Annotated in this window: 26 protein-coding genes; 25 read left to right on the forward strand and 1 reads right to left on the reverse strand. The window is 69.4% G+C overall.

Features of this window, described 5'->3' with window-relative positions; translation table 11 throughout:
* Window positions 1-43 precede the first annotated feature (43 nt).
* The 3 genes from ASF43_RS05810 (at window position 44) to ASF43_RS05820 (ending at window position 2,522) form a co-directional block, all read left to right on the forward strand.
* Window positions 44-1,576: a sensor domain-containing diguanylate cyclase gene (locus ASF43_RS05810; RefSeq protein WP_162241766.1), complete on the forward strand. Its 1,533-nt coding sequence runs from the start codon at window positions 44-46 to the stop codon at window positions 1,574-1,576.
* Window positions 1,577-1,698: 122 nt separating this feature from the next.
* Window positions 1,699-2,130, forward strand: a complete 432-nt coding sequence (locus ASF43_RS05815; protein WP_056177574.1) for a DUF883 C-terminal domain-containing protein — start codon at window positions 1,699-1,701, stop codon at window positions 2,128-2,130.
* A 158-nt stretch (window positions 2,131-2,288) separates the two neighbouring features.
* Entirely contained in the window at window positions 2,289-2,522 is a 234-nt protein-coding gene (locus ASF43_RS05820) for a hypothetical protein (protein ID WP_156373152.1), read from the forward strand.
* On the opposite strand, the gene ASF43_RS30425 is transcribed toward ASF43_RS05820, so the two are convergent.
* Window positions 2,519-2,662 carry a hypothetical protein gene (locus ASF43_RS30425; RefSeq protein WP_235578133.1) on the reverse strand — a complete coding sequence of 48 codons (144 nt, stop codon included), beginning with the start codon at window positions 2,660-2,662 and terminating at the stop codon, window positions 2,519-2,521. The two genes, ASF43_RS05820 and ASF43_RS30425, sit on opposite strands and share 4 nt — an antisense overlap.
* 85 nt (window positions 2,663-2,747) lie before the next feature.
* On the opposite strand from ASF43_RS30425, the gene ASF43_RS05825 reads away from it, so the two are divergent.
* From ASF43_RS05825 to ASF43_RS05930, 22 genes are all read left to right on the forward strand, one after another.
* Entirely contained in the window at window positions 2,748-4,028 is a 1,281-nt protein-coding gene (locus tag ASF43_RS05825) for a hypothetical protein (RefSeq protein ID WP_156373154.1), read from the forward strand.
* 39 nt (window positions 4,029-4,067) lie between these two features.
* Window positions 4,068-5,237 (forward strand): ATP-binding protein, encoded by a 1,170-nt coding sequence (locus tag ASF43_RS05830; protein WP_056177579.1) that lies wholly within the window; start codon window positions 4,068-4,070, stop codon window positions 5,235-5,237.
* Window positions 5,201-6,706, forward strand: a complete 1,506-nt coding sequence (locus ASF43_RS05835; protein WP_056177582.1) for an ATP-binding protein — start codon at window positions 5,201-5,203, stop codon at window positions 6,704-6,706. The genes ASF43_RS05830 and ASF43_RS05835 overlap by 37 nt, the downstream gene beginning before the upstream one ends.
* 405 nt (window positions 6,707-7,111) lie before the next feature.
* Window positions 7,112-7,621, forward strand: a complete 510-nt coding sequence (locus ASF43_RS05840) for a hypothetical protein (protein ID WP_056177584.1) — start codon at window positions 7,112-7,114, stop codon at window positions 7,619-7,621.
* A 131-nt stretch (window positions 7,622-7,752) separates the two neighbouring features.
* Window positions 7,753-8,298 carry a lytic transglycosylase domain-containing protein gene (locus tag ASF43_RS05845; RefSeq protein WP_056177586.1) on the forward strand — a complete coding sequence of 182 codons (546 nt, stop codon included), beginning with the start codon at window positions 7,753-7,755 and terminating at the stop codon, window positions 8,296-8,298.
* A gap of 215 nt (window positions 8,299-8,513) precedes the next feature.
* Window positions 8,514-8,942, forward strand: coding sequence for an OmpA family protein (locus ASF43_RS29680; protein WP_162241768.1), 429 nt, complete (start codon window positions 8,514-8,516; stop codon window positions 8,940-8,942).
* 113 nt (window positions 8,943-9,055) lie between these two features.
* A complete protein-coding gene (locus ASF43_RS05855; protein WP_056178164.1) occupies window positions 9,056-9,424 on the forward strand; it encodes a hypothetical protein in 369 nt (122 codons plus the stop codon).
* A 27-nt stretch (window positions 9,425-9,451) separates the two neighbouring features.
* The gene (gene traL, locus ASF43_RS05860) at window positions 9,452-9,751 is read left to right on the forward strand and encodes a type IV conjugative transfer system protein TraL (protein WP_056177590.1); all 300 of its coding nucleotides are present in this window, start codon (window positions 9,452-9,454) and stop codon (window positions 9,749-9,751) included.
* A gap of 12 nt (window positions 9,752-9,763) precedes the next feature.
* Complete coding sequence (gene traE / locus ASF43_RS05865; RefSeq protein WP_056177591.1) at window positions 9,764-10,330, forward strand: type IV conjugative transfer system protein TraE; 567 nt, start codon at window positions 9,764-9,766, stop codon at window positions 10,328-10,330.
* Window positions 10,317-11,273, forward strand: a complete 957-nt coding sequence (locus ASF43_RS05870; protein ID WP_056177593.1) for a type-F conjugative transfer system secretin TraK — start codon at window positions 10,317-10,319, stop codon at window positions 11,271-11,273. Before traE ends, ASF43_RS05870 begins: the two co-directional genes overlap by 14 nt.
* The gene (locus ASF43_RS05875) at window positions 11,270-12,670 is read left to right on the forward strand and encodes a TraB/VirB10 family protein (protein ID WP_056177595.1); all 1,401 of its coding nucleotides are present in this window, start codon (window positions 11,270-11,272) and stop codon (window positions 12,668-12,670) included. Before ASF43_RS05870 ends, ASF43_RS05875 begins: the two co-directional genes overlap by 4 nt.
* 46 nt (window positions 12,671-12,716) lie before the next feature.
* Complete coding sequence (locus ASF43_RS05880; RefSeq protein WP_235578135.1) at window positions 12,717-13,505, forward strand: DsbC family protein; 789 nt, start codon at window positions 12,717-12,719, stop codon at window positions 13,503-13,505.
* Window positions 13,502-14,185 (forward strand): TraV family lipoprotein, encoded by a 684-nt coding sequence (locus ASF43_RS05885; RefSeq protein WP_056177599.1) that lies wholly within the window; start codon window positions 13,502-13,504, stop codon window positions 14,183-14,185. The genes ASF43_RS05880 and ASF43_RS05885 overlap by 4 nt, the downstream gene beginning before the upstream one ends.
* Window positions 14,186-14,203: 18 nt before the next feature.
* Window positions 14,204-16,777 (forward strand): type IV secretion system protein TraC, encoded by a 2,574-nt coding sequence (gene traC, locus ASF43_RS05890; protein ID WP_056177602.1) that lies wholly within the window; start codon window positions 14,204-14,206, stop codon window positions 16,775-16,777.
* Window positions 16,774-17,127 carry a hypothetical protein gene (locus tag ASF43_RS05895; protein WP_056177604.1) on the forward strand — a complete coding sequence of 118 codons (354 nt, stop codon included), beginning with the start codon at window positions 16,774-16,776 and terminating at the stop codon, window positions 17,125-17,127. The genes traC and ASF43_RS05895 overlap by 4 nt, the downstream gene beginning before the upstream one ends.
* Window positions 17,124-17,663 (forward strand): conjugative transfer signal peptidase TraF, encoded by a 540-nt coding sequence (gene traF / locus ASF43_RS05900; RefSeq protein WP_056177605.1) that lies wholly within the window; start codon window positions 17,124-17,126, stop codon window positions 17,661-17,663. Before ASF43_RS05895 ends, traF begins: the two co-directional genes overlap by 4 nt.
* A gap of 10 nt (window positions 17,664-17,673) precedes the next feature.
* The gene (locus ASF43_RS05905) at window positions 17,674-18,048 is read left to right on the forward strand and encodes a hypothetical protein (protein WP_156373155.1); all 375 of its coding nucleotides are present in this window, start codon (window positions 17,674-17,676) and stop codon (window positions 18,046-18,048) included.
* Complete coding sequence (gene traW, locus ASF43_RS05910; RefSeq protein WP_056177609.1) at window positions 18,045-18,674, forward strand: type-F conjugative transfer system protein TraW; 630 nt, start codon at window positions 18,045-18,047, stop codon at window positions 18,672-18,674. The genes ASF43_RS05905 and traW overlap by 4 nt, the downstream gene beginning before the upstream one ends.
* Window positions 18,671-19,696: a conjugal transfer pilus assembly protein TraU gene (traU, locus tag ASF43_RS05915; RefSeq protein WP_056177611.1), complete on the forward strand. Its 1,026-nt coding sequence runs from the start codon at window positions 18,671-18,673 to the stop codon at window positions 19,694-19,696. Before traW ends, traU begins: the two co-directional genes overlap by 4 nt.
* Complete coding sequence (gene trbC / locus ASF43_RS05920; protein ID WP_235578136.1) at window positions 19,683-20,354, forward strand: type-F conjugative transfer system pilin assembly protein TrbC; 672 nt, start codon at window positions 19,683-19,685, stop codon at window positions 20,352-20,354. Before traU ends, trbC begins: the two co-directional genes overlap by 14 nt.
* Before the next feature lie 10 nt (window positions 20,355-20,364).
* The gene (traN, locus tag ASF43_RS05925; RefSeq protein ID WP_056177616.1) at window positions 20,365-22,773 is read left to right on the forward strand and encodes a type-F conjugative transfer system mating-pair stabilization protein TraN; all 2,409 of its coding nucleotides are present in this window, start codon (window positions 20,365-20,367) and stop codon (window positions 22,771-22,773) included.
* A complete protein-coding gene (locus tag ASF43_RS05930; protein WP_056177618.1) occupies window positions 22,770-23,144 on the forward strand; it encodes a hypothetical protein in 375 nt (124 codons plus the stop codon). The genes traN and ASF43_RS05930 overlap by 4 nt, the downstream gene beginning before the upstream one ends.
* Window position 23,145 lies beyond the last annotated feature (1 nt).

A 23,145-nucleotide genomic window follows, 5' to 3' on the forward strand; every position in this document is an offset into this window, starting at 1 on the left:
AGGTCGACATTGGCGTGAGACGACCGGTGCCACGGTCGGTGGCTTGGACGATGCAGGCCCCACCAACCGACTTGTGGAGCGCCGTGGCTGGAATGGAAAGCTGTGGGTGCGGTGGCGGGTTTACCTCGTCATGCTCGCGTTGCTTGCCACGAACACCGCACTGCTGTGGCAAGACCGTCATCGGGTGCTCGAGCACACCCACGTGGCCAACACGAACCTCGCCCATGCCGTGTCCGAGCGCCTGGAGGGCGCGATCGCGCAGGTGGACCAAATCCTTGACGCACTGGTCTACGAGATCGAGCGCTCCGAGCTTTCTGCTGCGGCGCTGGCACCGCTGCAGCCGATTCTGGTCAACCATGTGGCGCGGACGGAGCAGTTGAAGGGGCTGTTCGTCTACGACGCGACCGGGGCTTGGGTGGCCACGTCCGAGCCGACCTGGCCGGCCGGCGCCAACAATGCGGACCGGCCCTACTTCAAGCACCACAAGGACAACCAGAGCGGACTGGTGCTGCTCGGCCCGCCGATCGTGAGTCGATCCTCGGGTCGGTGGGTGTTGCCTCTGTCTCGGCGATTGAACGACAGGGACGGGGCCTTCGCGGGCGTGGTGCTCGCAACCCTGGACCTGGAGCACGTGCGCCACGTGCTGGACCGGTTCACGCTGGGCGGGGGTGCGATCACGGTCTTGGCCGCGGGGCACCACATGACGCGACGACCTTTCGTCGGGGCCGACGTCGGAAAGTCCGCGCGGGCTGTGATGGACTTGCTCGGACCCCACGCGTCCGGTTCAGGCGACGCCCGGTCGCCCATCGATGGGGTGACAAGGTTGTACAGCTTCGAGAAAACCAGGAGTTATCCCGTGCGCGTCATCGTCGCGGCCGCCAAAGCCGAGGCCCTGCGCGGATGGTGGCTCAACTCGCTGCTGCAGTCCACGTGGGTGCTGTTGCTTTGCATCGTCTTGAAACGGGGCAACGACTACACCCGCAAGGCAATGCGCCAGCGGCGCGAGGCCGAGGAGCGCATCCGAAGTGCGCACTCCGCGCTCGCGCAGGCGAACCAGAGCCTGGAGAAGCTGGCGCAGTTCGATGAGCTGACAGGCCTCCCGAATCGACGCTACTTCAGTCGTCGATTGGCCAAGACGTTCAAGCAGGCGCAACGCGACGGCCGGCCGACCAGCGCGGCGATGGTCGACGTTGATCACTTCAAGAAGTACAACGACCACTACGGCCACGTCGAAGGCGACCGTTGCCTGCAGCTCGTGGCGCAGGCGCTGCAGTCTGCACTGCAACGGCCCGACGATTTCATCGCGCGCTATGGGGGTGAGGAGTTCGTCCTATTGCTCCGCGACACGGACGCGCGGGGTGCCGCGGTGGTGGCCGAAGCGGCGCGCGCTGCCGTTGCGCGGCTTGCCTTGCCACATGCCATGAGCGAGTTGGGCGTCGTGTCCGTCAGCCTGGGCTTGGCGACGGCCAGCCCTGGCGCGAAAGAGGACACCGCGACCTTGATTCAGCGCGCGGACGCAGCCCTGTACATGGCGAAGCAGCAAGGTCGCAATCGCGTTGGCGTGTCAGATCCATGAACCGCGCGCTGAAGCTACGCAAGGTCATTGGATTTGGCAATGGTGCGGCGCGCGAACGCAGCGTACGTCGGGCGCTGTGGCTAAGATGGAGATTCCCAACCGCATGATCGAAAGGCGCGAACATGTCAACGAAGCCCGAGACCGCATCGGACCTCACTGGTGCCACGCCCGAGGGGCCGTCCGATGCCGCGGCATCAGAGCGAGACACGTTGACCGAGCGAGCGATCTCAGCGCCTTCTTCACCCTCCTCCGAACAAGAACGCGCGCCCGAGGCTGCACTGCCGGCCGAGGAAACCTTCGACACGGTCTTTGGTTTGGGTGCGGACGCGGCGGAACTGGGCGCGGACGTCATGGCTGTGGGCCGCACGTACCTCGCGACGGCCGCGCAGTTCGTGCAGGCCGAGATCGACGATTTGACAGAAGCGCTTTCGGGCGGCTCGGCTGCCTGCGACCAGTACGTTCACGAAAGGCCCTGGAGCGCCGCCGCCGCAGCGGGTGCTGTGGGATTCGTGCTCGGCCTGGTGCTGTCGAAAGCGTTCGTACGCCGCCGGTGACGCGCTTCGGAGTTCACGGCGGCCCTTGCCTGCACCGTTGCCGAGACCGCGCGAGGGTGGCCTATCATCGCGTGCCGCTGCTGAACGCGAGTTCGTCTGCACGCTCCCCTTGACTCGGTGAACCTCAGCCGACCGACCCCGAACTCGTCACGCCGACCATGCCGCATCGACAACAACTGGCAGCAGATCTGACGCTGATGGAGCAACGCATCAAGGAGGGTGAGGGCTACCTGCTGCGCATGCGCAACCTCCTGCAGCGCACGCGGGAAACCCAGGGCGACGTCGGGAACATGGACGTCGTGATCGCTGAAATGCAGGCGACGCAACAATCGTTCATCGGGCGACGCGACGAGTTGGCGCGTGCACTTCGGGATGCACAGGCGGGGACTTAAAAAGCTACCACGAGATGGCGAGCCTGCTTTCGCAGGGCTTCGCACAGGTTGCGCAGGCCCGGCTCGGCGCCGACGCCAGCGAGCTGCAGGTTGAGCACGCCCAGTTCGTGGCTGCAGAGCCAACGCCACAGCTTCTCCAAGAGCATCTCATGGCCTTAAAGGCATCAGTGCCGACCCATACCGCATCGCCTCCTTCCAGAGCCGGACACCGCTCCGCGGTTTGAAGTGACCGCCGCCGGAGATCTTTGTTCGGGTGGGTTAACGCCAAGGCGCATCGACCTGTTCAAGGCTTGGACCCGCGCCACGCGGGCCGGGCTGGACGCCCAGGCCTACCCGCTTCGAACGCCCGCGTCGGGCGGTAGACCAACCCAAATTTCCCCGGTTAAGCTGCATGCTGAACAAAAAAGTAGCAAATGCATCCTGCAGTCGCTCAACCGGACCGTGCCACTCGACCTTAACCCCACATTTCCCGGTGACAGCGAGCTGTCCCGCCGCATGCGTGCGCACGACTGGTCGCGCACGTCGCTTGGTGCTCCTGAAGGCTGGCCGGCGCACCTGCGCACCGCGCTCAGTCTGTGCCTCACGTCGCGTATCCCCATCGTCATGTATTGGGGCGAGGACTTCAACGTTCTCTACAACGATGCGTACATCTCCTTCCTGGGCACCGACAAGCATCCGCGTTTCCTGGGCGCGCCCGGACGCGATTGCTGGAGCGAGATCTGGCCCACGATCGGACCGATGCTGCGGGGTGTTGTCGAGACCGGCGAAGCGACGTGGTCGCAGGATTTGCTGATGTATTTCGCGCGGCGCCTGCCAGCCGAGGAGGTGTACGTCCGCTTCAGCTTCGGACCCATCGTGTCGCCCGATGGGTCGCGCGTCGACGGCATCTTTTGCCCCTGCACGGAGACCACGGAGCGCGTCATCGGAGAGCGACGAATCGACCTGTTGCGGCGGCTCAGGCAACGACAGACAGGCGCGCGGCAGGCGACGGAAGTCGCGCTTGGTGCCCTGGAGGCGCTGGCGGAGAACCCGAATGACATTCCGTTCGCTGCCATGTATCTGCGTGCGCCACAAGCAGCGGTGGCGCAGCGGATCGGAAGCGTGGGTCTCGATGAGCCAGCGGCGCGGCTGTTGCCCGCCGAACTGCCGATGCCGATCGAAACAGGGATGCAGAGCGGGCTGGATCTCCCGCGCAACGCGCTCTTCGGCAGCCGCCCTGTCCAGAAGGTGCTCAGTGTGCCCATCCCCGGCGCATCGCGTGACGATCCGATGGGACTTCTCCTGTGCGGCGTCAGCGCGAACCTGGTGCTGGACAACGACTACCGATCGTTCCTCGACCTGGTGGCTTCCAGCATCGGTGGTGCGCTGGTCGAGGCCGAGGCTTACGCAGCCGAGCGTCGGCGCGCAGAGGCGCTTGCCGAGATTGACCGAGCGAAGACGATGTTCTTCACCAACGTGAGCCACGAACTTCGGACGCCGCTCACCTTGATGCTGGGTCCGCTCTAGGAAGCGCTCACCGGGTTGCACGGCCGGCCTGAGCAGCCGATGGTGGCCGCGGCGCAGCGCAATGCCGAGCGGCTGTTGAAACTGGTCAACACATTGCTCGAGTTCGCTCGCGTCGAGGGCGGTCGTTCCACCGCAGTATTCCAGCCCACGGACGCGTCGTCCCTGACGGCCGAACTCGCCAGCAGTTTCCGCTCGGCGTGCGAGAAAGCGGGCCTGTCGCTGGAAGTGGACTGCCCACCTCTGACCGGTGTCCTGTACGTCGACCGGGACCATTGGGAACGGATCGTCCTGAACCTGGTATCGAACGCGTTCAAGTTCACCTTGGAGGGCTCGATCACGGTTGCCATGCAGCCATCCGGCGATGGCGCCAGCGCAGAGCTGGTGGTGAGCGACACCGGCAGCGGAATTCCGGCCGGGGAGCTGCACAAACTGTTCGGGCGCTTCGAGCGCATCGAAGGCGTGCGAGGCCGTAGTTTCGAGGGCAGCGGCATCGGTCTCGCGCTCACGAGCGAGCTGATCAAACTGCATGGAGGCGCGATCAGCGTCGACAGCGTGGAGGGCCGTGGCACGACGTTCACCGTCAGCATCCCTTTCGGCAAGGCGCATCTCCCCGCAGACAAGGTACGCGAAGCGCGCGAGCCGGGACGCCGGCCATCACAGGCAGCGGTTTACGTCGGAGAGGCGTTGCAGTGGCTCGCGTCGACGCATGACGACGCGCCTGATGACAGCGGGTCTCACGACCTGCAGTCCGATCCATCGGGGCATGCTCTGCGCGGTGAGCAGGCACCCCGCATTCTGATCGCCGACGACAATGCTCATCTTCGCGCGTACCTGCAGCGGTTGCTGAGCGTGCACTACGCCGTCACGACGGCCGTCGATGGCATCGACGCGCTGGAGAAGGCATTGGCGGCGCCGCCCGATCTCGTCCTGTGCGACGTGATGATGCCCCGGCTGGACGGCTTCGTCCTGCTGGCGCGGCTGCGCGCCGACGAGCGCACGCGAACACTCCCGATCCTGCTGTTGTCGGCCCGTGCCGGAGAGGAAGCACGCGTCGAAGGGTTGGCCGCTGGCGCCGACGACTACCTGGTCAAGCCGTTCTCGGCACGGGAACTGATGGCGCGCGTAGGTGCGCACCTCTCCACTGCACGACTTCGCCGAGACGCAGAAAGGCCGTGCGGGCCAGCGAGGCCCAGTTCCGTGCGTTGGTGACGGCGACATCCGACATCGTCTACCGCATGAACCCGGATTGGACGCAGATGCGCCATCTGATCGGGCAAAGCTTCATCGCCGACACGGTGGAGCCGAGCAGCAACTGGCTGATGCGCTACATCCCCGATGAGGACCGAGGGGGTGTCATGGCGGTCATTGAAGAGGCCATCCGCGATCGAAAGGCCTTCGAGCATGAGCACCGCGTCACGCGGGTCGACGGCAGCGTCGGGTGGGTGTTCTCTCGGGCCATCCCTGTTGTGGAGGACGGTCAGATCGTCGAATGGTTGGGAGCCGCCAGTGACGTCACGGCGCGGCGAGATGCCGCGCAGGCGCTGCTCGATGCCGACCGCCGCAAGGACGAGTTCCTCGCGACGCTCGCGCACGAGCTGCGCAATCCGCTGGCGCCCATTCGCAATGCGCTGCAGCTCTTCAAGGTCGCAGGTGATGTCGTACCCGCACCCGCCCTGCGCGAGATGCTCGAGCGCCAGGTGAACCACATGGTGCGGCTTGTCGACGACCTGATGGAGGCGTCGCGGATCAGCCGCGGCAAGCTTGAGCTTCAACGCGCGGAAATCGACTTGGGTGATGTGTTGCGAACGGCTCTGGAAGCCAGCAAGCCGCTGCTGGACCGCCATCGGCACCGCGTGACCGTTGAGATGTCCGAGGCGCCGTTGGTCGTGGACGGCGATGCGGTCCGGCTCACTCAAGTGTTCGCGAACCTGCTCAACAACGCGGCGAAGTACACCGACGATGGCGGCGCCGTGAAGGTGGTGAGCCGGCGTGAGGATGACCGGGCCGTCGTGGAGGTTCGTGACAGCGGCATCGGGTTGTCGCCAGACCAGATTCCCCGGCTGTTCGAGATGTTCGCCCAGATCGAGTCAGCCGGGACGCGGGCCGCTGGCGGTCTTGGCATCGGGCTGGCTCTTGCGCAACGCCTGGCACAGATGCATGGCGGTGATGTCACGGTGCACAGCGGCGGCCTCGGGCATGGCAGCACGTTCTCGGTTCGCCTGCCGCTGGTGCACGCGGCCAGCGTCCCCGGCATCGGGACGCGGCATGACCGACAGAGCCCACTGGACGCCAGACGCATACTCGTTGTCGATGACAACCGTGACGCGGCAGACAGCCTTGGCCTGCTGCTGAGCTTGATCGGTGCGCAAGTCCGCGTTGCGTACGATGGCCAATCGGCACTCGCCGTCGCATTGGAATGGACGCCCGCACTCGTGCTGCTCGACCTCGGCATGCCGCAAATGGACGGCTACGAGGTTGCGCGGAGGTTGCGGCGCGAACCGGCATGCACGACCGTCAAGCTGATTGCGCTGACCGGCTGGGGCCAGGAGAACGACCGCGAGCGGACCAAATCTGCCGGATTCGACCACCATCTCGTCAAGCCGGTCGATTTCGATGAGTTGGAAGCGTTGCTGGTATCGATGCAAGTGACCGAAGGGCGCGACGGGTCAATTGCCTGACCGTCCTTGGTGAGCTGCTGCCGCGAGATGTTGGTGCGCGTGCGTGGGCGATGTAGCTGATGGCTTGGCGCCCCTACTGGTCGGCTGCCCGTGCGACCGTCGGCACCAATCTCGAGAAGTCGCTCCGGGGCTCAGCGCTGACCAATCGTTCGGGACCGACTTCAGCCCCCGACCACTGAACGGGACACGCGAAATCGGCTGCAGCGTGGTCGTCCGAGCTTATGAGGAGGACCCTGTGCAACAACACAAGCCGACCGAGTCATGGACATGCCGATGTGCAGCGCAAGCTCGAAATCCTCCCAAATTTCGCGCAATACGACGCGACATTGACCAGGTCGAGGCCTATGGTTGCTTCCCATCCGCCACACGCGCAGCCCTGCCACCAACGCCGGAAGGAGTACCGCCATGCTTCTCGCTTTGACGCCTAGCGCATCTTTCCATGGTCCGATCGCCACCGCCGCGCACGAGACCGACATCGTCGAGACCCGTCTGTGGCTGGAGGAGCACGACTGGCTCTACGCGTTACTGCGCCGCAGCGACAACACTGCCCCGACGTTCCGCATGCCGGACCTACTCAGCGCCTGCGTCGCGCAGGTCTTCGCGCAGTCCAGACCGGCAGAGCGCATCTTCGGGTTCATGGGCATCGAACTGGTCCTGCGCTCGCCCACAACACTGCGCCGCCGCGAATGCCTGTGGCGCGCACAGTTCGACCTGCTGCACGACCTCCAATGCTCGCCGCGCAACCGGCACCCGCATCCCAAGTTCCAGCTGGACCAGCTGACCACGGCCTGCGTGGCGCTGTGCCAGCAGGAGGACGACACCGGCGCAGCGGTGCTGCGCCAGGCACGGCGCAACATGGTCGATCGGCTGCAGGCGGCGCAACGCGCTGCGGATGCAGCCGAGGCCCGCGTCTGAACTCCACCCGCACTCGACCTCGCCGGGCGTAGAACGCCCGTCCCACCCCGCCCCCACCCTGACCGCCATCGCGGTCCCTACCTCCTCCCTGTCGATCGACAGGTCGTACGGCTGCGTCAAGGAGAGGTCTCATGCGTGTGGTGCTCGTTCTGGTTCTAGCGGTGCTGGCGATGGCCAGCGCACACGCAGTTCCCTGCTGGGAGCACGCGGCGCAGCGCTACGGCATCGCGCCCGAACTGCTGCGCGCCATGGCACATATCGAATCGAATCTGGATGCCAGTGCCGTGAACCGCCGCCACCAGAAGCGCACGCGCAGCTACGACATCGGCCTCATGCAGATCAACAGCCGGCATCTGCCACAACTGGCACGCCACGGCATCCAGGAAGCCGACCTGTATGACGCCTGCACCAATTTGCAGGTGGGCGCTTGGTTACTCGCCGATCTGTTCGCACGGCATGGCGTGAACTGGCAAGCCGTCGGCGCCTACAACGCGGCGTGCAACGCGCTCCAGGGGGATGCCTGCGTGCGTGCGCGGGCCACCTATGCCTGGAGGGTCTACCGCCATTTGCCGGTGGACGCGAGCCTCGGCAACGCCAGCAACGCGGTGAAGCCAGCGAAGGCCCAGGATATCGTCCTCGTGCGCCCGCAAGCCTTGTCGGTGAGGGTCACCCCATGAACCGCATGCTGTGCCTGTCCAGCGCACGCGTGGGTGCATTGCTCGCCATGCTGGCGCTCGTCGCGTGTGGAACCTCGTCCCAGCATGTCGACCCCACCGCGCGAGAGCCTGCCTACCTGCCCGCGCTGCGTGTGGTCCAGCAGGGCCATGGCACTGCCGCTCAATTTCAGCTGTGCCGAGGCACCGCGTGCCCAACACCGACACCCAAGTCCCGAATGAAAGTCCCCGTGCAGCGCATACCGGCCCAGGACGCGCCAGCGCCGCTGGCGCGTGCACAGAACGGTCGTCAGCCCACGGCCAGCTTGCTGTCGCTGCAGTTCCCATTCGCCAGCGCCCGCCTGGACGCGACTGCACGCACCGCACTGCGCGACGTCCTGCCGCGACTGACCGCGGCCCCCGGCATCACGCTGGTCGGGCACACCGACCACACCGGGCCCGCCGCCGCCAACGAACGCCTGGCCCGCGCACGCGCCGAGGCCGTGCTGCAGGCCTTGCGCAGCCTCGCGCCCGGCCACGCCTTCCAGGCGCACATCGATGCCCGAGGCACTTGCTGCTTCGCCGCGTCGAACGACACACCGGCCGGCCGCGCCCGCAACCGCCGCGTGGAGATCCACCTCGGCCTGGACCCGGAGGATGCGCCGTGACCGCCGCACGCGCGCCGCCCGCGCACCGAGCGTCGAGCCCTACCCCCAAGCCCGAACCAGCACGTCCATGCCGGCTACCGGATCCCACCCCTGTTCTCTTGTTGGAGTGTTCCATGCACACCGCTTCCCTCTCCGTTCCGCGCCCCGCCACCCCGCGCCCTCTTGCCCGACGCTCTACCGCACGCCGGGTCTGGCTGGGCATCGTCCTCACGGCCACCGCGCTCGTGCTTGCCCTGCCAGGCTACGCGATCGACCTCGTCGCCTTCACCGGCATCACCGGCCCCATGACTTCGGCCCTCACGCAGATCGCCGAACTCGCTCCGGGCATCAAGGCGCTGGTGGCCTTTCTATCGTTCGTGGTGGCCCTGGTCAGCCTGTCCGCCTTGCGCAACTTCGGGCCAGTGTTGTCGTACATCGGGCTGGCCATCTTCGCGGCCGTGGGGTTGATCATCGCCGGCGCCATCATGGGCGCCGTGGTCTGAGCCGCCACCGAGACGCCGAGGCCCGCCATGCAGGCAGACACCTACATCCCGCGCCGGCTGGACGACAGCTGGAAGATCGGCTTCTGGGACATCGATGTGGCCGCGCCCATCCTGCTGATGTTCTTCTTCGGCTACCTGACCTCGAGCAAGGGCGCGTTCGCCGTGTGTCTGGCCATCGGCATCGCGCTGTCGCGCTGGATCGCACGCCTCAAGGCCAACAAGCACCCTGCCTTCGCGCTGCACTGGCTGTATTGGCACCTGCCGACCAACCCGGTGACGTCGCTGCTGGCCTGCCCGCCCTCGCACGTGCGCCGCATGGTCGGGTGAGGGCAGAGCACCATGGAATTCGAACGGCTCAGCGGCGACCTCAAGGATCTGCGTCGGCGCAACAAGGGCCTCGGCATCGCGGTCGGCGTGTTGGCCACGGGCCAGGTCATCGCGCTGGCCGTGGTCCTGGGCCTGCTCGGCACCGTGCGCACGGTGGTCGTGCCGCCCACGCTGCACAAGACCTTCTGGGTCGACGGCAGCCGCGCGTCCAGCGAATACCTGGAGCAGATGGGCAGCTTCGTCGCCTGGCTGGTGCTGGACGTCACGCCCAGCACCATCGACTGGAAGAAGGACATGCTGCTCGGCTACGTGGATCCGGCCCAGTACGGCGCGATCAAGACGCGCCAGGAGGTCGAGGCCGAGCGGCTCAAGCGCATCAACGCCACGACCGCCTTCGCGCCGCAGCAACTCGTGGCGAGCGAGGACGCCCAGACGCTGGTCGTCCGCGGGCGGCTGCGCACTTTAGTCAACGGCCTGGAGACTGGCAACGACGCCAAGGCCTACCGCATCGCGTTCAGCCATGCCGGGGCACGCATGCACCTGGTCGGCTTCCAGGAGGTGCCTTATGCGGTCAAGTGAACTTCCTTGCGCGAGGGACGCGCAGCGTCTTGCCGCCGCGTGGCAGCCGGTGAGGCCTGATGTCCGGACTCCGCCACCGTCTCCCGCGGACCCGCATCACGGGAACAGCTCGCGCAGGCTTCTCCCATCGGCCCGCCGCATCCTGCTCGTCACGGCCCTGGCTTACGGCCTGCCCGCACAAGCCCTGCAGGTCGTGGAGGCCAGCGACGGCGTCGCGGCCGAGGCCATCGTGTCGGTCAAGGAGCCGACCCGGCTGCGCATCGAGGGTGCGGCAATCACGGACGTGTTCGGCAACATCCATTCGAGCCATTGCGGAGCCGGCGCCTCCGGCCCTGGGCCCGCCCTGCCCGCCGCACCTACGGCCGGCGCCCCCATCAACCCGGCCGGCGACGTCATCGTCGCCTGCGACCGCGACAAAGGCGAGGTCTACCTGCGCCCCGTTGGCGACGGCGCGCGCCCGATCAACCTGTTCGTGTCCTCCGCCACCGCGACCTATACGCTGCTGCTGCGCCGCGCCGACACCCCGGCCGACACCATCGTCCTGCGCGACAAGGCCCCGCGCGCGCTGCGCCCGCTGGCCCCCGATTCCACACCGGCCGGCCCTGCCCCGAACCACGTGCGCACCATGAAGGCCCTGCTCGTCGCGATGGCCTCGGACCGCGTGCCCTCCGACATCCGCGTCGAAGAGACCCAGCGTCCGCTGCAGCTGTGGGCCGAGGCACGCTTGACGCTGCTGCGCCTGTACGAGGGCCGCGGCTTCGTCGGCGAGAAGTACGCGCTGCAGAACATCAGCGCGGCCCCCATGGTGCTGGCCGAGCCCGAGTTCGACCGCCCGGCCGACCGCGCCGACGGCGAGGTCGCCGGCATCGCCATCGAGCAGCACAACCTGCGGCCCGGCGAGTCCACGAGCGTCTACGTGCTGCGCCGCGGAGGCCCGCGATGAACGGGACACCGCAAGCCGGCCCGCCGCCGACCGCGCCCGGGCATCTGCCCGGCCGGCTGCAGCAGCGCCTGTCGCCACGCCAGCGCCAGTACGCGCTGCTGGCCGCCATCGTCGCCGTGGGCGTGCTGCTGCTGTGGCTGGTGTTCAGCTTCTCGGCCGCGCAGACCTCAGACCGGCCCGCGCGGCAGCGCCCGGCCCAGCCCGGCGACGTGACCAACATCGGCGTCATGCCGCCCGGCGCCCAGGTGAACCCGGTCGACCAGTGGGTCGGCACGGCGGGCCGCAAGCTCGCGCAGTACGAGAGCGAGCGCGCGGAACAGGGCAAGCTCAACAAGGACCGCCAGGCCTTCGAGGCGCGCACGATGCAGCGCTTCGCGGAACTCGAGCAGCGGCTGACGGCCAGCGCGGCGGCTGCGCCGCCTGTGCCCGGTCCGGCACCCGCCCCGGCTCCGGCGCCGGTCGCACCCACGGCCATGCCGCCCGCCGCCGCACTGCCGCCCAGGTTGCCCGTGACGGCGTCCACGGCTGGGGCCATGCCGGCAGGCGCGCCGCCTTTGCTGGTCGCACCAGCACCCCCGCCGCCCGTCATCACACGCGTGTCCCTGGCCGATCGCCACGCCGCGCCGGATGCGGGCGGCCACGCCGTGCGTGCCCCCGATGGCAGCCGCGCCAAGGACGCCCCCCGCACGGTCGCCACCTACCTGCCCGTCAGCTTCACACGCGGCATCCTGCTCGGCGGCCTGGACGCGCCGACCGGTGGCCAGTCCCAGTCCAACCCGCATCCGGTGCTGATCCGGCTCTCGGACAACAGCGTGCTGCCCAACCAGTTCCGCGGCGAGTACCGCGAGTGCTTCGTAGTCGCGGCCGGCTTCGGCGACATCAGCTCGGAGCGCGCCTACCTGCGCACCGAGAGCCTGTCCTGCGTGCGCGGCGACGGCGCGACGCTGGAGGTGCGCATCCAGGGCACGGTCTACGGCGAGGACGGCAAGGTCGGCATGCGCGGTCGGCTCGTGACCAAGCAGGGCCAGATGCTCGCGAACGCGTTGCTGGCCGGCGTGGTCAGCGGCATCGGTCAGGGCCTGGCCACGGCCAACACCAGCTACTCCACCTCGCCGCTGGGCACGGTCGCCAGCACCGACAGCCAGGCCGACGCCTACCGCGCCGGCCTGGGCAGCGGCGTCGGCAAGGCGCTGGACCGGCTGGCCCAGTACTACATCAAGCTGGCCGAGAACACGTTTCCGGTCATCGAGGTCGATGCCGGCCGGCAGATCGACGTCGTGATCACCAAGGGCGTGCGCATCGACCTGCCGATGACGGCCGCGGCCGGCGCGTCCTTGCGTCGTGACGCGGTCCCCGGCGCCCGCTACCAGGAGCCCACCGATGACCAAGCCTATTGATCCCCCACGGCCACGTGGCGGCCGCCCCCTAGACCGCCTCGCGGGCGTGCTGCTGACCCTCGCCCTCGGCGTCTGGCCAACGTCCCAAGCGCTAGCCCAGGCCCCGATCGATGCCGAGGCCGCCCGGCTGCTCGTCACGCTGCGCCAGGCCCATCCCGGCACCCAGTTCACCGAGGCCGCGCGCACCGACATTCCGGGCGTCTACGAGGTCTGGATGCAGGGTAACGTCGCCTATGTTGCCGCCACCACACCGCGCTACTTCCTGTTCGGCCGGCTGTTCGACACGCAGGACATGCGCGACCTGACCGCCCCTCGGATCGCACAGCGTGCTGGCGACGTCCCGGTCGCCCCGGAGGACGCCGCGCCCCCAATCGCTTTCGACCGTCTGCCGCTGGCCGATGCCATCACGGTCCGGCGTGGCAACGGCCAGCGCCAGGTCGCCGTGTTCAGCGATCCCGGCTGCGGCTACTGCAGGCAGTTGGAAGCCGAACTCGCCACGCTGGACGACGTGACCATCCACACCTTCCTCGTGCCGTTCCAGGGCGAGGCCCGACCGGTCGCCATCTGGTGCGCGGCCGACCGCACCCAGGCCTGGCAGCAGTGGATGCTGCATGGGGATGCGCGCGCCCAGCGGCCGAGCGCAGGATGCGACCATCCGGTCGCGCGTAATCTGGCGCTGGCCCGTGCGCTGCGCGTGCAAGGCACGCCCACGCTGTTCTGGGCCGATGGCTCGCGCACGGATGGCTACGTGGACCGTAGCGAGCTGCAGGCCCGGCTTGTGCGGGCGAGCACAGGCCCGGTGGCGGGATCAACCACTACGGAGCGGCGGCCATGAGAGTCATCATCTCGCTCGGCGCGTCCCTTCTGGCCCTTCTTCTCACGGGCTGCGTCAACATGTCCGGGCTGGACGGGGAGTCCAAGTACGCCTGCGCGGCTCCGGATGGCGTGGCCTGCGACTCCGTCGCGGGCACCTATGCGAATGCGCTGCACCACAACCTGCCAAGCCAGCGCGGGGCGTCCTCAACGGGTGGCACGCGTGCGTCCGCACCCGGGGTGGCCACGCCATCCGCCAGCGGTGTTGCGCCATCGCGTCCCATACTTCAGGGCGCTCTCCCGGCGTCGGGCGACGCAAGCGCCGAGCCTCGCGCCGGCACCGCGTTGCGCTCACCCGCCCGCGTGCTGCGCCTGTGGACCAAGCCCTGGGAGGATGCTGACGGTGACCTCTGGGACCAGGGCTATGTCTACGTGCAGGTCGACGGCGGGCGCTGGCAGCTCGACCACGTACATCAGCGCATCCGTGACCGCTACCAGCCGCTGCAGCCACCGCCGAACACGCCGGTGGCTGCGCCGCCCGGTTCGGGTGCAACAGACGCTGACCCCGAGCCGCCGGCCGCTTCGCTGACCGACAGCCTCACACGCAACGGGCCAGCCTCGCCGTTCGGCGCGTTCCCGACGCTGCCGCGCCTGCCCACCTTGCCGGGCCTGACGCCCTCTCCGGCGGCTCGCCAACCCTGACCCGTGCGGAGTTCAGCCATGCACGCCGACACCAGCACCCCATCGCTTCGCGCTGCACGCGCCTGGCCCTGGGCCTTCGACCCTGTTACGCCGGCCGAGCAGTTCGCCACCTGGCTGCCCTATGCCGGCTACCTGGCGGACGAGCACCTGTTCGTGAACCGCGACGGCCTGGGCTTTCTGCTGGAACTCATGCCGCAGTCCGGCGCCGACGAGCGCATGGCCGAGGTGCTGGTGTCGCTGTACGCCAGCTGCCCACCCGGCGCCGGCCTGCAGTTCCAGCTGTTTGCCTCGCCCCACATCCGCCAGCAGCTGCGCCAGTACACCAACCTGCGCGTGGAGGATGCCGACCAGGCCGAGCGCGCCCTGCCCTTCGGCCGCCCCGTGCCCGACGAGAACCTGTTCCGCAAGCTCGCGCGCCAACGCGTGCAGCATCTGCTGCGCGGCACGCAGGCCTCGTTGACAGCGGGCTTCCACTACACCCTGCGCGACTTCCGGCTCATGCTCAGCGTCACGGTGCCGGGCCAGGGCGAGGACCTGGCCCGGCGCGACGCCCTGCTCACGCTGCGCGACGCGATCGCCGCCACGTTGCGCTCGGCCATGCTGCCGAACCGCGTCTGCGATGCGAGCGACCTGATCAACTGGTGCGCGCTGTTTACGAACCCCGACCGGATCGCGCATGCGGACCACCCGGACCTGAACTTCGACGACGACCGCCAGCTGCACTACGACGATGGCCGCGAGATCCGCGACCAGATCGTCGACTTCGACACCATCCAGGATCCGCACCCGGGCGGCCTCACGCTGTGGAAGGAGACCAGCCCGGACGTGCTGGAGGCGCGCTTCTACTCCATCAAGAGCTTCCCCGAGCGCTTCGCGCTGTGGCAGATGGGCTCGCTGATCGGCGACCTGATGCAGCCGGCGCTGCAGTACAGCGCGCCGTTCCTGATCACGCTGGGCGTACACATCATGGACCCCAATGCGACCAAGTCCATCATCACGGCCAACCACGTGCGGGCCACGCAGAACGCCAAGTCCAAGATGGCCGACGTGATGCCCGACGTGCGCAAGAAGCTGGACGACTGGGCAGCAGCCGCGAACGCCATCGACACGGGCGGCAGCCTGGTCAGCCTGTACCACCAGCTGGCGATCTTCACGCAGCCGGACCAGGCCGCGGCCGCGCACGAGGCCGCCAACGCGATCTGGCGCGCCCGCGGCTTCCAGCTCAACGCCGACGCCTACATGCACCGCCAGGCACTGCTGGCCAGCCTACCCATGACTTTGAGCCCGCGCATGCACAGGGACCTGGCCAAGATGCGCCGCGTCACGCGCAAGACGCTCGCCAACGCCATCCACCTGGCACCGCTGATCGCCGAGTGGCGCGGCACGCGCACGCCGGCCCTGGTCTTCGGCGGGCGGCGCGGCCAGCTCATGACGCTGGACCTGTTCGACAACGACCTCGGGAACTACAACTTCGCGATCATCGGCGCGCCCGGCTCCGGCAAGTCCGTGCTCATGAACGAGCTGGCCTGGTCCTACCGCGCGATCGGCGCCAAGGTCTGGATGCTGGACCTGGGCCGCAGCTTCGAGAAGCTGTGCCGCAAGGCCCAGGGCACCTACATCGAGTTCCGGCCCGACGTGGACCTGTGCCTGAACCCGTTCACGATCGTGCGCGACATCCACGAGGACATCGACATGCTGGTGCCCGGCATCGCCAAGATGGCCTCGATGCAGCACCCGCTGGAGGAGGTCCAGTACAAGGCGATCTCGGCCATGGTGCTGCAGCTGTGGCGCCAGCATGGGCAGGACCTGACGATCACCGGCCTGCGCGACGCGTTCAAGACCGGCAGCATTCCCGAGCTCGGCATCGTCAACGACACCCGGGTCCGGGACCTGGCCATCATGCTGAACCCCTATGCCCGCGGCGGCCAGTACGCCCGCTTCTTCGAGGGCCGGGCCAACGTGGACTTCAGCAACGACTTCATCGTCATCGAGAACGAGGAGCTCAAGCGCCGGCCCGACCTGCACGCGGTCGTCAACATCCTGCTGCTGCACCAGATCACCGGCGAGATGTACCTCACGCGCAACCGGCGCAAGGTGCTGTTCATCGACGAGCTCAAGCAACAGCTGGGCGACATCGGCGCCGACGATCCGGTCAAGGCCGCAGTGATCGAAGAAGCCGCGCGGCGCGCGCGCAAGTACGGTGGCGCGCTGGGAACGGCCACCCAGAGCGCCGACGACTACTACGGCAGCGCGCAGATGGAAGCCGCCTTCAACTGCTCGGACTGGGTGTTCCTGCTGCGCCAGAAACCCGAGTCCATCGAGATGCTGGACCGCAAGGGCCGGCTGACCATGGACGAGGCCAAGAAGCGGCTGCTGGGCTCGCTGCGCACAGAGGCGGGAGCATATTCCGAGCTGTACATCTCCTCGCCGGTCGGCGAAGGCGTGGCGCGCAACATCCTGGACCCGGCCACCCATTTGCTGTTCTCGAACAAGCTGGAGGACAACGCGCCGATCGATGCGCTGCGCGCGCAGGGGTTGTCGATCGACGAGGCCATCGCCGAGCTGCTGCGGCAGCGGGGGCTGGTGCTGTGAACCCGGTGCTGGGCGCCGTGACGGCCGCGGTGCTGGTGACCGGCGCAAGTCTGGCGGCGTACGACCGTTGGGTGCTGCGCCCGGCCCTGGCCATCGGCACGGTGGACCTGGCCGAGGTCTACCGCGCCAAGGAGGCCCAGTTCGCGCAGCTGCTGACGGCCACGGCCGGCGAGGAGGAGCGTCAGCAGGCGCTGGCGCTGGCCCGACGCTTCGCGCAGCGGCTGCCGGCCGCGCTGGACGAATTGCCGCGCGAGTGCGCCTGCCTGGTCGTGGTGCGCACGGCCGTGGTCGGCAGCCCGCATGCGCAGGACCTGACGCCGCGGCTGCGGGCCAAGGTGGAACTGCCATGAAGACTCCCAAGATGCATCCTCGAAGCCTGGCCATCCACCTGCGGCAGCGCTGGTATTGGTACGCGCCCGTGGGCCTGATCTGGGTCCTGGCCTACGTGCGACTGTTCTGGGATCCGACGCCGCGGCTGCCGCTGTTGTTCAACTGGACGCCCAGCCTGCCGTACCACGTGGCCTGGCTGCAGGCGCAGCACGCTCCGCTGCGTCGCGGCGACCTGATCGTGTTCCGCTTCGAGGGGCCAAGCCAGGCACAGTACCCCGGTCTGCGCGGTCAGCCGTTCTTCAAGCGAATCTGTGGTCTGCCCGGGGACGAAGTGACCGTCGAGGACCGGCTGGTGCGCATCAACGGGGAGGCCGTCGGCCTGGCCAAGCCGCACACCTTCGACCGCCGGCCTCTGACACCCATTGCGCCGCAGGTGATCCCGGCCGGCCACTACTTCGTGCAGGGCACGGCCTCCGACAGCTTCGACTCCCGCTACGGTGACAGCGGCCTGGTCCGCGCCGAGCAGGTGCTGGGCGTGGTGGTGCCGCTGTTCTGAGGACATGCCCATGCGCCGGCTCTCCGCATCGTTGGTCCTGCTGGTCGCGGTCAGCGCGGCCACATTCGCCGTCGCGCAGACCAGCCCGGCTCGCGGCCCGATTTCACCGACGGCCTCGGTGCCGGACGATCAGCCGCTGGCCGACTACCTGGCCTTGCTGCAGCAGATCGCGCCCGCCGCCGCGGACGCCGCGCGGACCTACGTGGCGGCCGTCCGGCTGCGCTGCGGCCACGCCCTGGACAGCGCGGCGCTGCGCCAGGCCATGGCGCGCGACGGCGGCGACCCGGTGCTCATGGGCCTGATCCGCGCGTCGGCCGCCCAGGACACGGGCGCGCGGCACCGCCTGGTCGACCAGATGCGCTGCGAGATGCGGGGCACGCCATGACCGCCGAACGCATCGGACTGCTGCTGGCGTTGGTGTGGGCCGCGAGGCTGGCCGCCGCCACTGACCTCGGCACGCTGGGCCCGACCTACCCCATCGCCGAGCCGCACCTGCTGCAGCAGATCGCGCAGCGCCTAGGCGCGCTCCAGCGCGCCGGCGAGCTCGTCAAGCTGGAGCAGGCGGCGCGGAGCCGCAGCACACACATCGTCCGCCACCCGCCCCCGGTCGAGGCCGTGCGCACGACCACGGCGGCCCGCAGCTTCCGGGTCGACCCCAGCGTCGTGCTGGCCGAGAACGTCCTGGGCCCGCAGGGCGAATTGCTGTTCGCGGCCGGCACGCGCGCCAACCCGCTGGACGTGGTCCAGCTGTCCCGCCCGCTGCTGTTCTTCGACGCGCGCGACCCACGCCAGGTGCAACAGGCTCGGGTGCTGCAGGCCGGCCAGCCCGGCCGGCCCAAGCCCGTCCTCACGGGAGGCTCCTATCTCGACCTCATGCAGGCCTGGGGTGTGCCGGTCTACTACGACCAGCGGGGCCTGCTGACGCGTCGGCTCGGCATCGCCCAGGTGCCGGCGCTGGTCTCGCAGGAGGGGCGGCAGCTGCGCGTGGACGAGTTGGAGGTCGCGCCATGAGCCGTCCCTGGCTGTTCTGGATTCGAGTCCGCGGCTGGTTCGCTGCCGCGCTGCTGGCCACGGTGGCGGTCCCCGCCAGCGCGACCACCTGCACCGGCCGCTTCCCCAACCCCATCACCGACATCTGCTGGAGCTGCATCCTGCCGATCAGCATCGGCGGCGCGCGGGTCGGCAACTTCGGCGACCAGGAGGACCTGGAGAACCCGGCCAACCCGCTGTGCAGCTGCGGCGTGAACCCGACCATCGGCCTGTCCGTCGGCTTCTGGGAGCCGGCCCGGCATGTGGAGGTCGTGCGCAAGCCGTTCTGCCTGAGCGCGCTGGGCGGCCTGGACCTGAACCCGGGCCTGCCGGCGCCGGCCGCGGCCCGCTTCACGCGCGCGGAGGGCGATGGCGATGGTGGCAGCTTCTACCAGGCGCACTGGTACACGAACCCCGTGCTGTTCTACCTGGCCGTGGTCACGGACTTCCCCTGCCTGGAGCAAGGGGGCTTCGACCTGGCCTACCTGACCGAGGTCGATCCGCTCTGGGCCGACGACGAGCTGAGCCTGATCCTGCACCCGGAGGTCCTGCTGTTCGCGAACCCGGTGGCCGTCGCCGCCTGCGCGGCCGACTGCGTGGCCGCCACGGCCGGCTTCGGGCTGCGCGAACTGTTCTGGTGCGCGGGCTGCCAGGGCGGCGTCTACCCGCTGAACGGCCATGTGCCCTACCACCTGGGCGGCGTGCGCACGGCCGCGTTGCTGGCCCAGCGCCTGGCAGCCAAGATGCACCGCGAGCTGATCGCCTGGGGCACGCATGGGTCGGCCGGGCTGTGCGGGCCGTTTTTCGCGCCGGTCATGGACAAGCGGGCCTATAAGACCCAGCTGACCTACCCGATCCCGAACACGGCCAAGGACGGCGGGCGCTGCTGCCAGCCCTTCGGCCGGACGACCGCGCTATGGGGGGCCGGCAAGGAGTTCCCGGTGCGGGGCGAGGACTTCGGGTTCATGCTGTTTCGGAAGAGGAACTGCTGTGTGGGGTACTGAGGCCGCCGCGGGCGCCGCACGACAACCGCGCGGCTGCGGTCGCGCCGCCATGGTGCTGCTAATGCTGCTCGCGGGGCCGGTCGCCGCCCAGCCTACAGCCCCGGCACCACCGCCCGCGCCGCCGTCCGCACCGAATCTGGTCGCCCTGCCCCAGCCGCTGGCGCGTCCATCCGTGGACCTGGAGGCCCTGGCGCGCGGCTATGCGTCGCGCGCCGAGGCCCAGGCCGCGGATCCAGGACTGCACGCTGGCCCCGAGCTGATCGTGTTCGTCAGCCTGTCCATGCCACGCCCGTCGCTGGAGCGTGTGCTGGACCAGGCGGCCCAGGCCGGGGCCCGCGTGGTGCTGCGCGGCTTCGTGCAGGGCTCGCTGCGCCAGACGGTCACGCAGCTGCAGGCGCTGATCGGCCCGCGCCGCATCGCCGTGCAGATCGATCCGCCGGCCTTTGACCGCTTCGGCATCACGCAGGTGCCCAGCGTGGTGCTGGTGCGCGACGGCACGCGCCCGCCGCCCTGCGCGGCCGGGCACTGCGCGCCGCCCGGAGAGCACCTGCGCGTGGCCGGCGACGTGAGCCTGGACTATGCGCTGGCCCACATGCAGCGCACCGCGCCCGGCTTCCAGGCCGAGACCGCGAGGTTCCTGGCGCGGCTGCAACGCTGAGGGGCTCGCCATGCAGTGCCTGCGCCATCGCCTGCTGCAACGCGCCGTGCTAGGGGGCGTGCTGGCGGCCTGGATGCTCGTGTCCGTCGCGCGGCCGGCGTGGGCCGATCCCGCGCTGCAGGCGGCCCAGGCCGCGCACGCCGAGGGTCTGGCGGCCGGCCAAGCCGTGCAGTCCACGGTGCGCGACAGCCTGACCACGCCCCGCGCGTCCGAGGTCGTGCCGGGCTACACGGCCGCGCCGCCGGAGCGGGCCTACTTCGGGCAGCCGCTGTCCGGCGCCAGCGAGGCACGGCGGGCCGCTTGTCTGCTTTCACCCCACGACCCGATGTGCCAGGCGCTGCTGGGCGCGCAGGCGTCGGCCCAGACACCGCGACCCGCCGTGCCGGCCTACGACCCCGCCGTGCTCGGCGCCGCCCGCATCGCCGGCAACCCGGCCGCCGTGCTGGAAGACATCGGCCAGTTCTACAGCGGCTGCCAGGTCGACACCGTGGTCACGGCCGCGACCGAGCCCCGGACCTGCCGCCAGTACAGCGGTGCGACGCCGCAGTCCTGCGACCGCACGCTAGCCGTTGAGGTCGCGCGCACGAGCAGCTGCGCGCCGGGCGACTGGCTGGCGCAGGCGACCAGCGGCGCGCTGGCCCTGGCGGTGCAGTGCAAGCCGGATGCGGCGGCCGCGCGCTTGCGCCTCATGGAGCGCGGCACCGTGCTGGCGTACCTCGACGTCGACCTGGACCGGCTCTCCACCTCGCCGGAGCCAGTCCACACGCTGCCCGATGGCCGCAAGGTCTGGATCGCCGACCGAGCCTGCCAGGGCCAGGACTGCAGCCTGACGGCCCACATCGCCGTACCGTCGCGCCAGGTCTGCACGTCCGTAGGCGACGGACCCGAGGTCTGCCGTGATGAGCCGCCCTTCCTGCCACGCTATGCAGCCTGCCCGGCCGGCACGCTCAGCGGCGACCGCATCCTGCAGCCGCCCGGCGATGGTGCGACGCCGCCCGACGGTCCGGCCACGCTGGACGCCGGCCGCTGCTGGGCGCCCAGCCGCACGCCGGCCGACGGTTTCGGGCAGGACGGTGCCGGCGGGTCGTCCTGGCGGCACTGGCGCATCGCCGGCCCGCGCGCCGTGTTGGGCCACCAGCCCAACCCGCGCTTCGGGCGGATCCCGACGATTGCGCTGCGTTTCGACCGGCCGCACACCACAGTCAAGGAGACCGACCGCTGGACCGACCAGTGCCCCGCCGCGCTGGGCACGGGCCGCTGCACGGTCGCCACGGCCGCGCGCTGCGTCGAAGGCCCGGCCACGCGCCAGGTCGATGGCGCGCCCGTCACGCGCGCCTGCTGGCGCTACGCGACCGATTTGTCCTGCGCCTTCGGTCGGGCGAACGACGAGTGCGCGCCGCTGGCCGCGGCCGGCTGCACGCCCAGCACTTCAGTCTGCCGCGATCTGGATCCCGCCACCGGTACCTGCCGCGTCACCGAGCAGACCTACGCCTGCCCCGTCGCGTCCACGACCTCGGCCACCGCTCGCAACTGCCCGACCGACGTGTTCTGCATCGCCGGCAGCTGCTTCGACACGCGGCACCCCGCCGACACCGACTTCGCGCGCAGCATGGCCTTCCTGGAGGCCGCGCGCGAGGCGGGCGTCTACCTGGACACGGACCGGCTGCAGGTCTTCAAGGGCGAGCCCAACCGCTGCCGCGACCGGCTGCTCAAGAACTGCTGCATGACCGACGGGGCCGGCCGCGGCATGCACAACCAGAGCGTGTTCGGCGTGGGCTCGCAGCTGGTCTACGACGTGCTCATGAACGCCGGCAACCGCGAGTTCCTCTACCAGGGCATGCAGGCGCTGCTGCTGAGCGGCGGTTTCAGCGGCAGCTTCACGAGCTACGGCGTCACCGTGGCCATCAACGGCACGGCCCTGCCGGCCGGCTCGGCCGTGCTGTACGCCGGCGAGAGCATGGTCGTGGCCTTCGATCCCTGGAGCCTGGTGATCGCCATCGTGCTCTACGTCGTGATGTCGGCCATGGCCTGCGACGCCGAGGAAGGCAAGCTCGCCATGAAGGAAGGCGCGCGGCTGTGCCACGCCGTGGGGACCTACTGCTCGTCCTGCATCCGCGTGCTGGGCCGCTGCGTGTCCTGCATCACGCACACGACCAACAAGTGCTGCTTCAACTCGGCGCTGGCCCGCATCGTGCAGGAACAGGGAAGACAGCAACTCGGCAAGGGCTGGGGCACGGCGCGCAACCCGGACTGCTCGGGCTTCACGGTCGCGCAGCTGCAGCGGCTGGACTTCGCGCGCATGGACCTGAGCGAGTTCTATGCGTCCATCGTGCCGACGCTGCCGAACGCCGGGACGATCCAGGGGCGGCAGGTCCAGCGGGCGGCGGGCTGCTACTACGGCGAGGGGCAGTGCCCATGAACGCCCGCGTGCTGTTCGCCGTGCCGCTGGTCCTGCTCGCGTTCGCGGGCCGGGGCGAACCGGTGCGCACGCCTGTCCCAGATGCGCGGCCGGTGCTGCTGGCGGCGCTGCAGTCGGCCGACGGGACGGCGCACGGGGTGCTGGCGGGAGAACTGGCGGGTGCGATCCGGGGGCATTTCCGGGCCAGCTCGCCGGTCTACATCGATGTGACGACGGCGCGGCGCTATGCGCAGGCCGGGTGCAGCCGGCTGACGGTACTGTTCTGGCAGGACGGCGTGCACCTGCCGGGGGCGGCCGCGCCGCGGCGACAGAGCATCGAATTCGGCATCGACTACTGCCTGGACGGGCTGCCGCCCCGGTCCCGGTCCTGAG

Origin of the sequence: Pseudorhodoferax sp. Leaf267 (assembly GCF_001422405.1) — a bacterium.
In the GTDB taxonomy this organism is placed as follows: domain Bacteria; phylum Pseudomonadota; class Gammaproteobacteria; order Burkholderiales; family Burkholderiaceae_C; genus Pseudorhodoferax.

Bases quoted from the DNA above. Each gene is read 5' to 3' on its own strand.
- ASF43_RS05875 (WP_056177595.1), top strand. From the start codon at position 11,270: ATGAACGGGACACCGCAAGCCGGCCCGCCGCCGACCGCGCCCGGGCAT.
- ASF43_RS05870 (WP_056177593.1), top strand. From the start codon at position 10,317: ATGCGGTCAAGTGAACTTCCTTGCGCGAGGGACGCGCAGCGTCTTGCC.
- traC (WP_056177602.1), top strand. From the start codon at position 14,204: ATGCACGCCGACACCAGCACCCCATCGCTTCGCGCTGCACGCGCCTGG.
- traN (WP_056177616.1), top strand. From the start codon at position 20,365: ATGCAGTGCCTGCGCCATCGCCTGCTGCAACGCGCCGTGCTAGGGGGC.
- ASF43_RS05855 (WP_056178164.1), top strand. From the start codon at position 9,056: ATGCACACCGCTTCCCTCTCCGTTCCGCGCCCCGCCACCCCGCGCCCT.
- ASF43_RS05815 (WP_056177574.1), top strand. From the start codon at position 1,699: ATGTCAACGAAGCCCGAGACCGCATCGGACCTCACTGGTGCCACGCCC.
- ASF43_RS05820 (WP_156373152.1), top strand. From the start codon at position 2,289: ATGCCGCATCGACAACAACTGGCAGCAGATCTGACGCTGATGGAGCAA.
- traW (WP_056177609.1), top strand. From the start codon at position 18,045: ATGACCGCCGAACGCATCGGACTGCTGCTGGCGTTGGTGTGGGCCGCG.
- ASF43_RS29680 (WP_162241768.1), top strand. From the start codon at position 8,514: ATGAAAGTCCCCGTGCAGCGCATACCGGCCCAGGACGCGCCAGCGCCG.
- traU (WP_056177611.1), top strand. From the start codon at position 18,671: ATGAGCCGTCCCTGGCTGTTCTGGATTCGAGTCCGCGGCTGGTTCGCT.
- ASF43_RS05840 (WP_056177584.1), top strand. From the start codon at position 7,112: ATGCTTCTCGCTTTGACGCCTAGCGCATCTTTCCATGGTCCGATCGCC.
- ASF43_RS05845 (WP_056177586.1), top strand. From the start codon at position 7,753: ATGCGTGTGGTGCTCGTTCTGGTTCTAGCGGTGCTGGCGATGGCCAGC.
- traF (WP_056177605.1), top strand. From the start codon at position 17,124: ATGAAGACTCCCAAGATGCATCCTCGAAGCCTGGCCATCCACCTGCGG.
- ASF43_RS05930 (WP_056177618.1), top strand. From the start codon at position 22,770: ATGAACGCCCGCGTGCTGTTCGCCGTGCCGCTGGTCCTGCTCGCGTTC.
- ASF43_RS05830 (WP_056177579.1), top strand. From the start codon at position 4,068: ATGGTGGCCGCGGCGCAGCGCAATGCCGAGCGGCTGTTGAAACTGGTC.
- traE (WP_056177591.1), top strand. From the start codon at position 9,764: ATGGAATTCGAACGGCTCAGCGGCGACCTCAAGGATCTGCGTCGGCGC.
- ASF43_RS05905 (WP_156373155.1), top strand. From the start codon at position 17,674: ATGCGCCGGCTCTCCGCATCGTTGGTCCTGCTGGTCGCGGTCAGCGCG.
- traL (WP_056177590.1), top strand. From the start codon at position 9,452: ATGCAGGCAGACACCTACATCCCGCGCCGGCTGGACGACAGCTGGAAG.
- ASF43_RS05885 (WP_056177599.1), top strand. From the start codon at position 13,502: ATGAGAGTCATCATCTCGCTCGGCGCGTCCCTTCTGGCCCTTCTTCTC.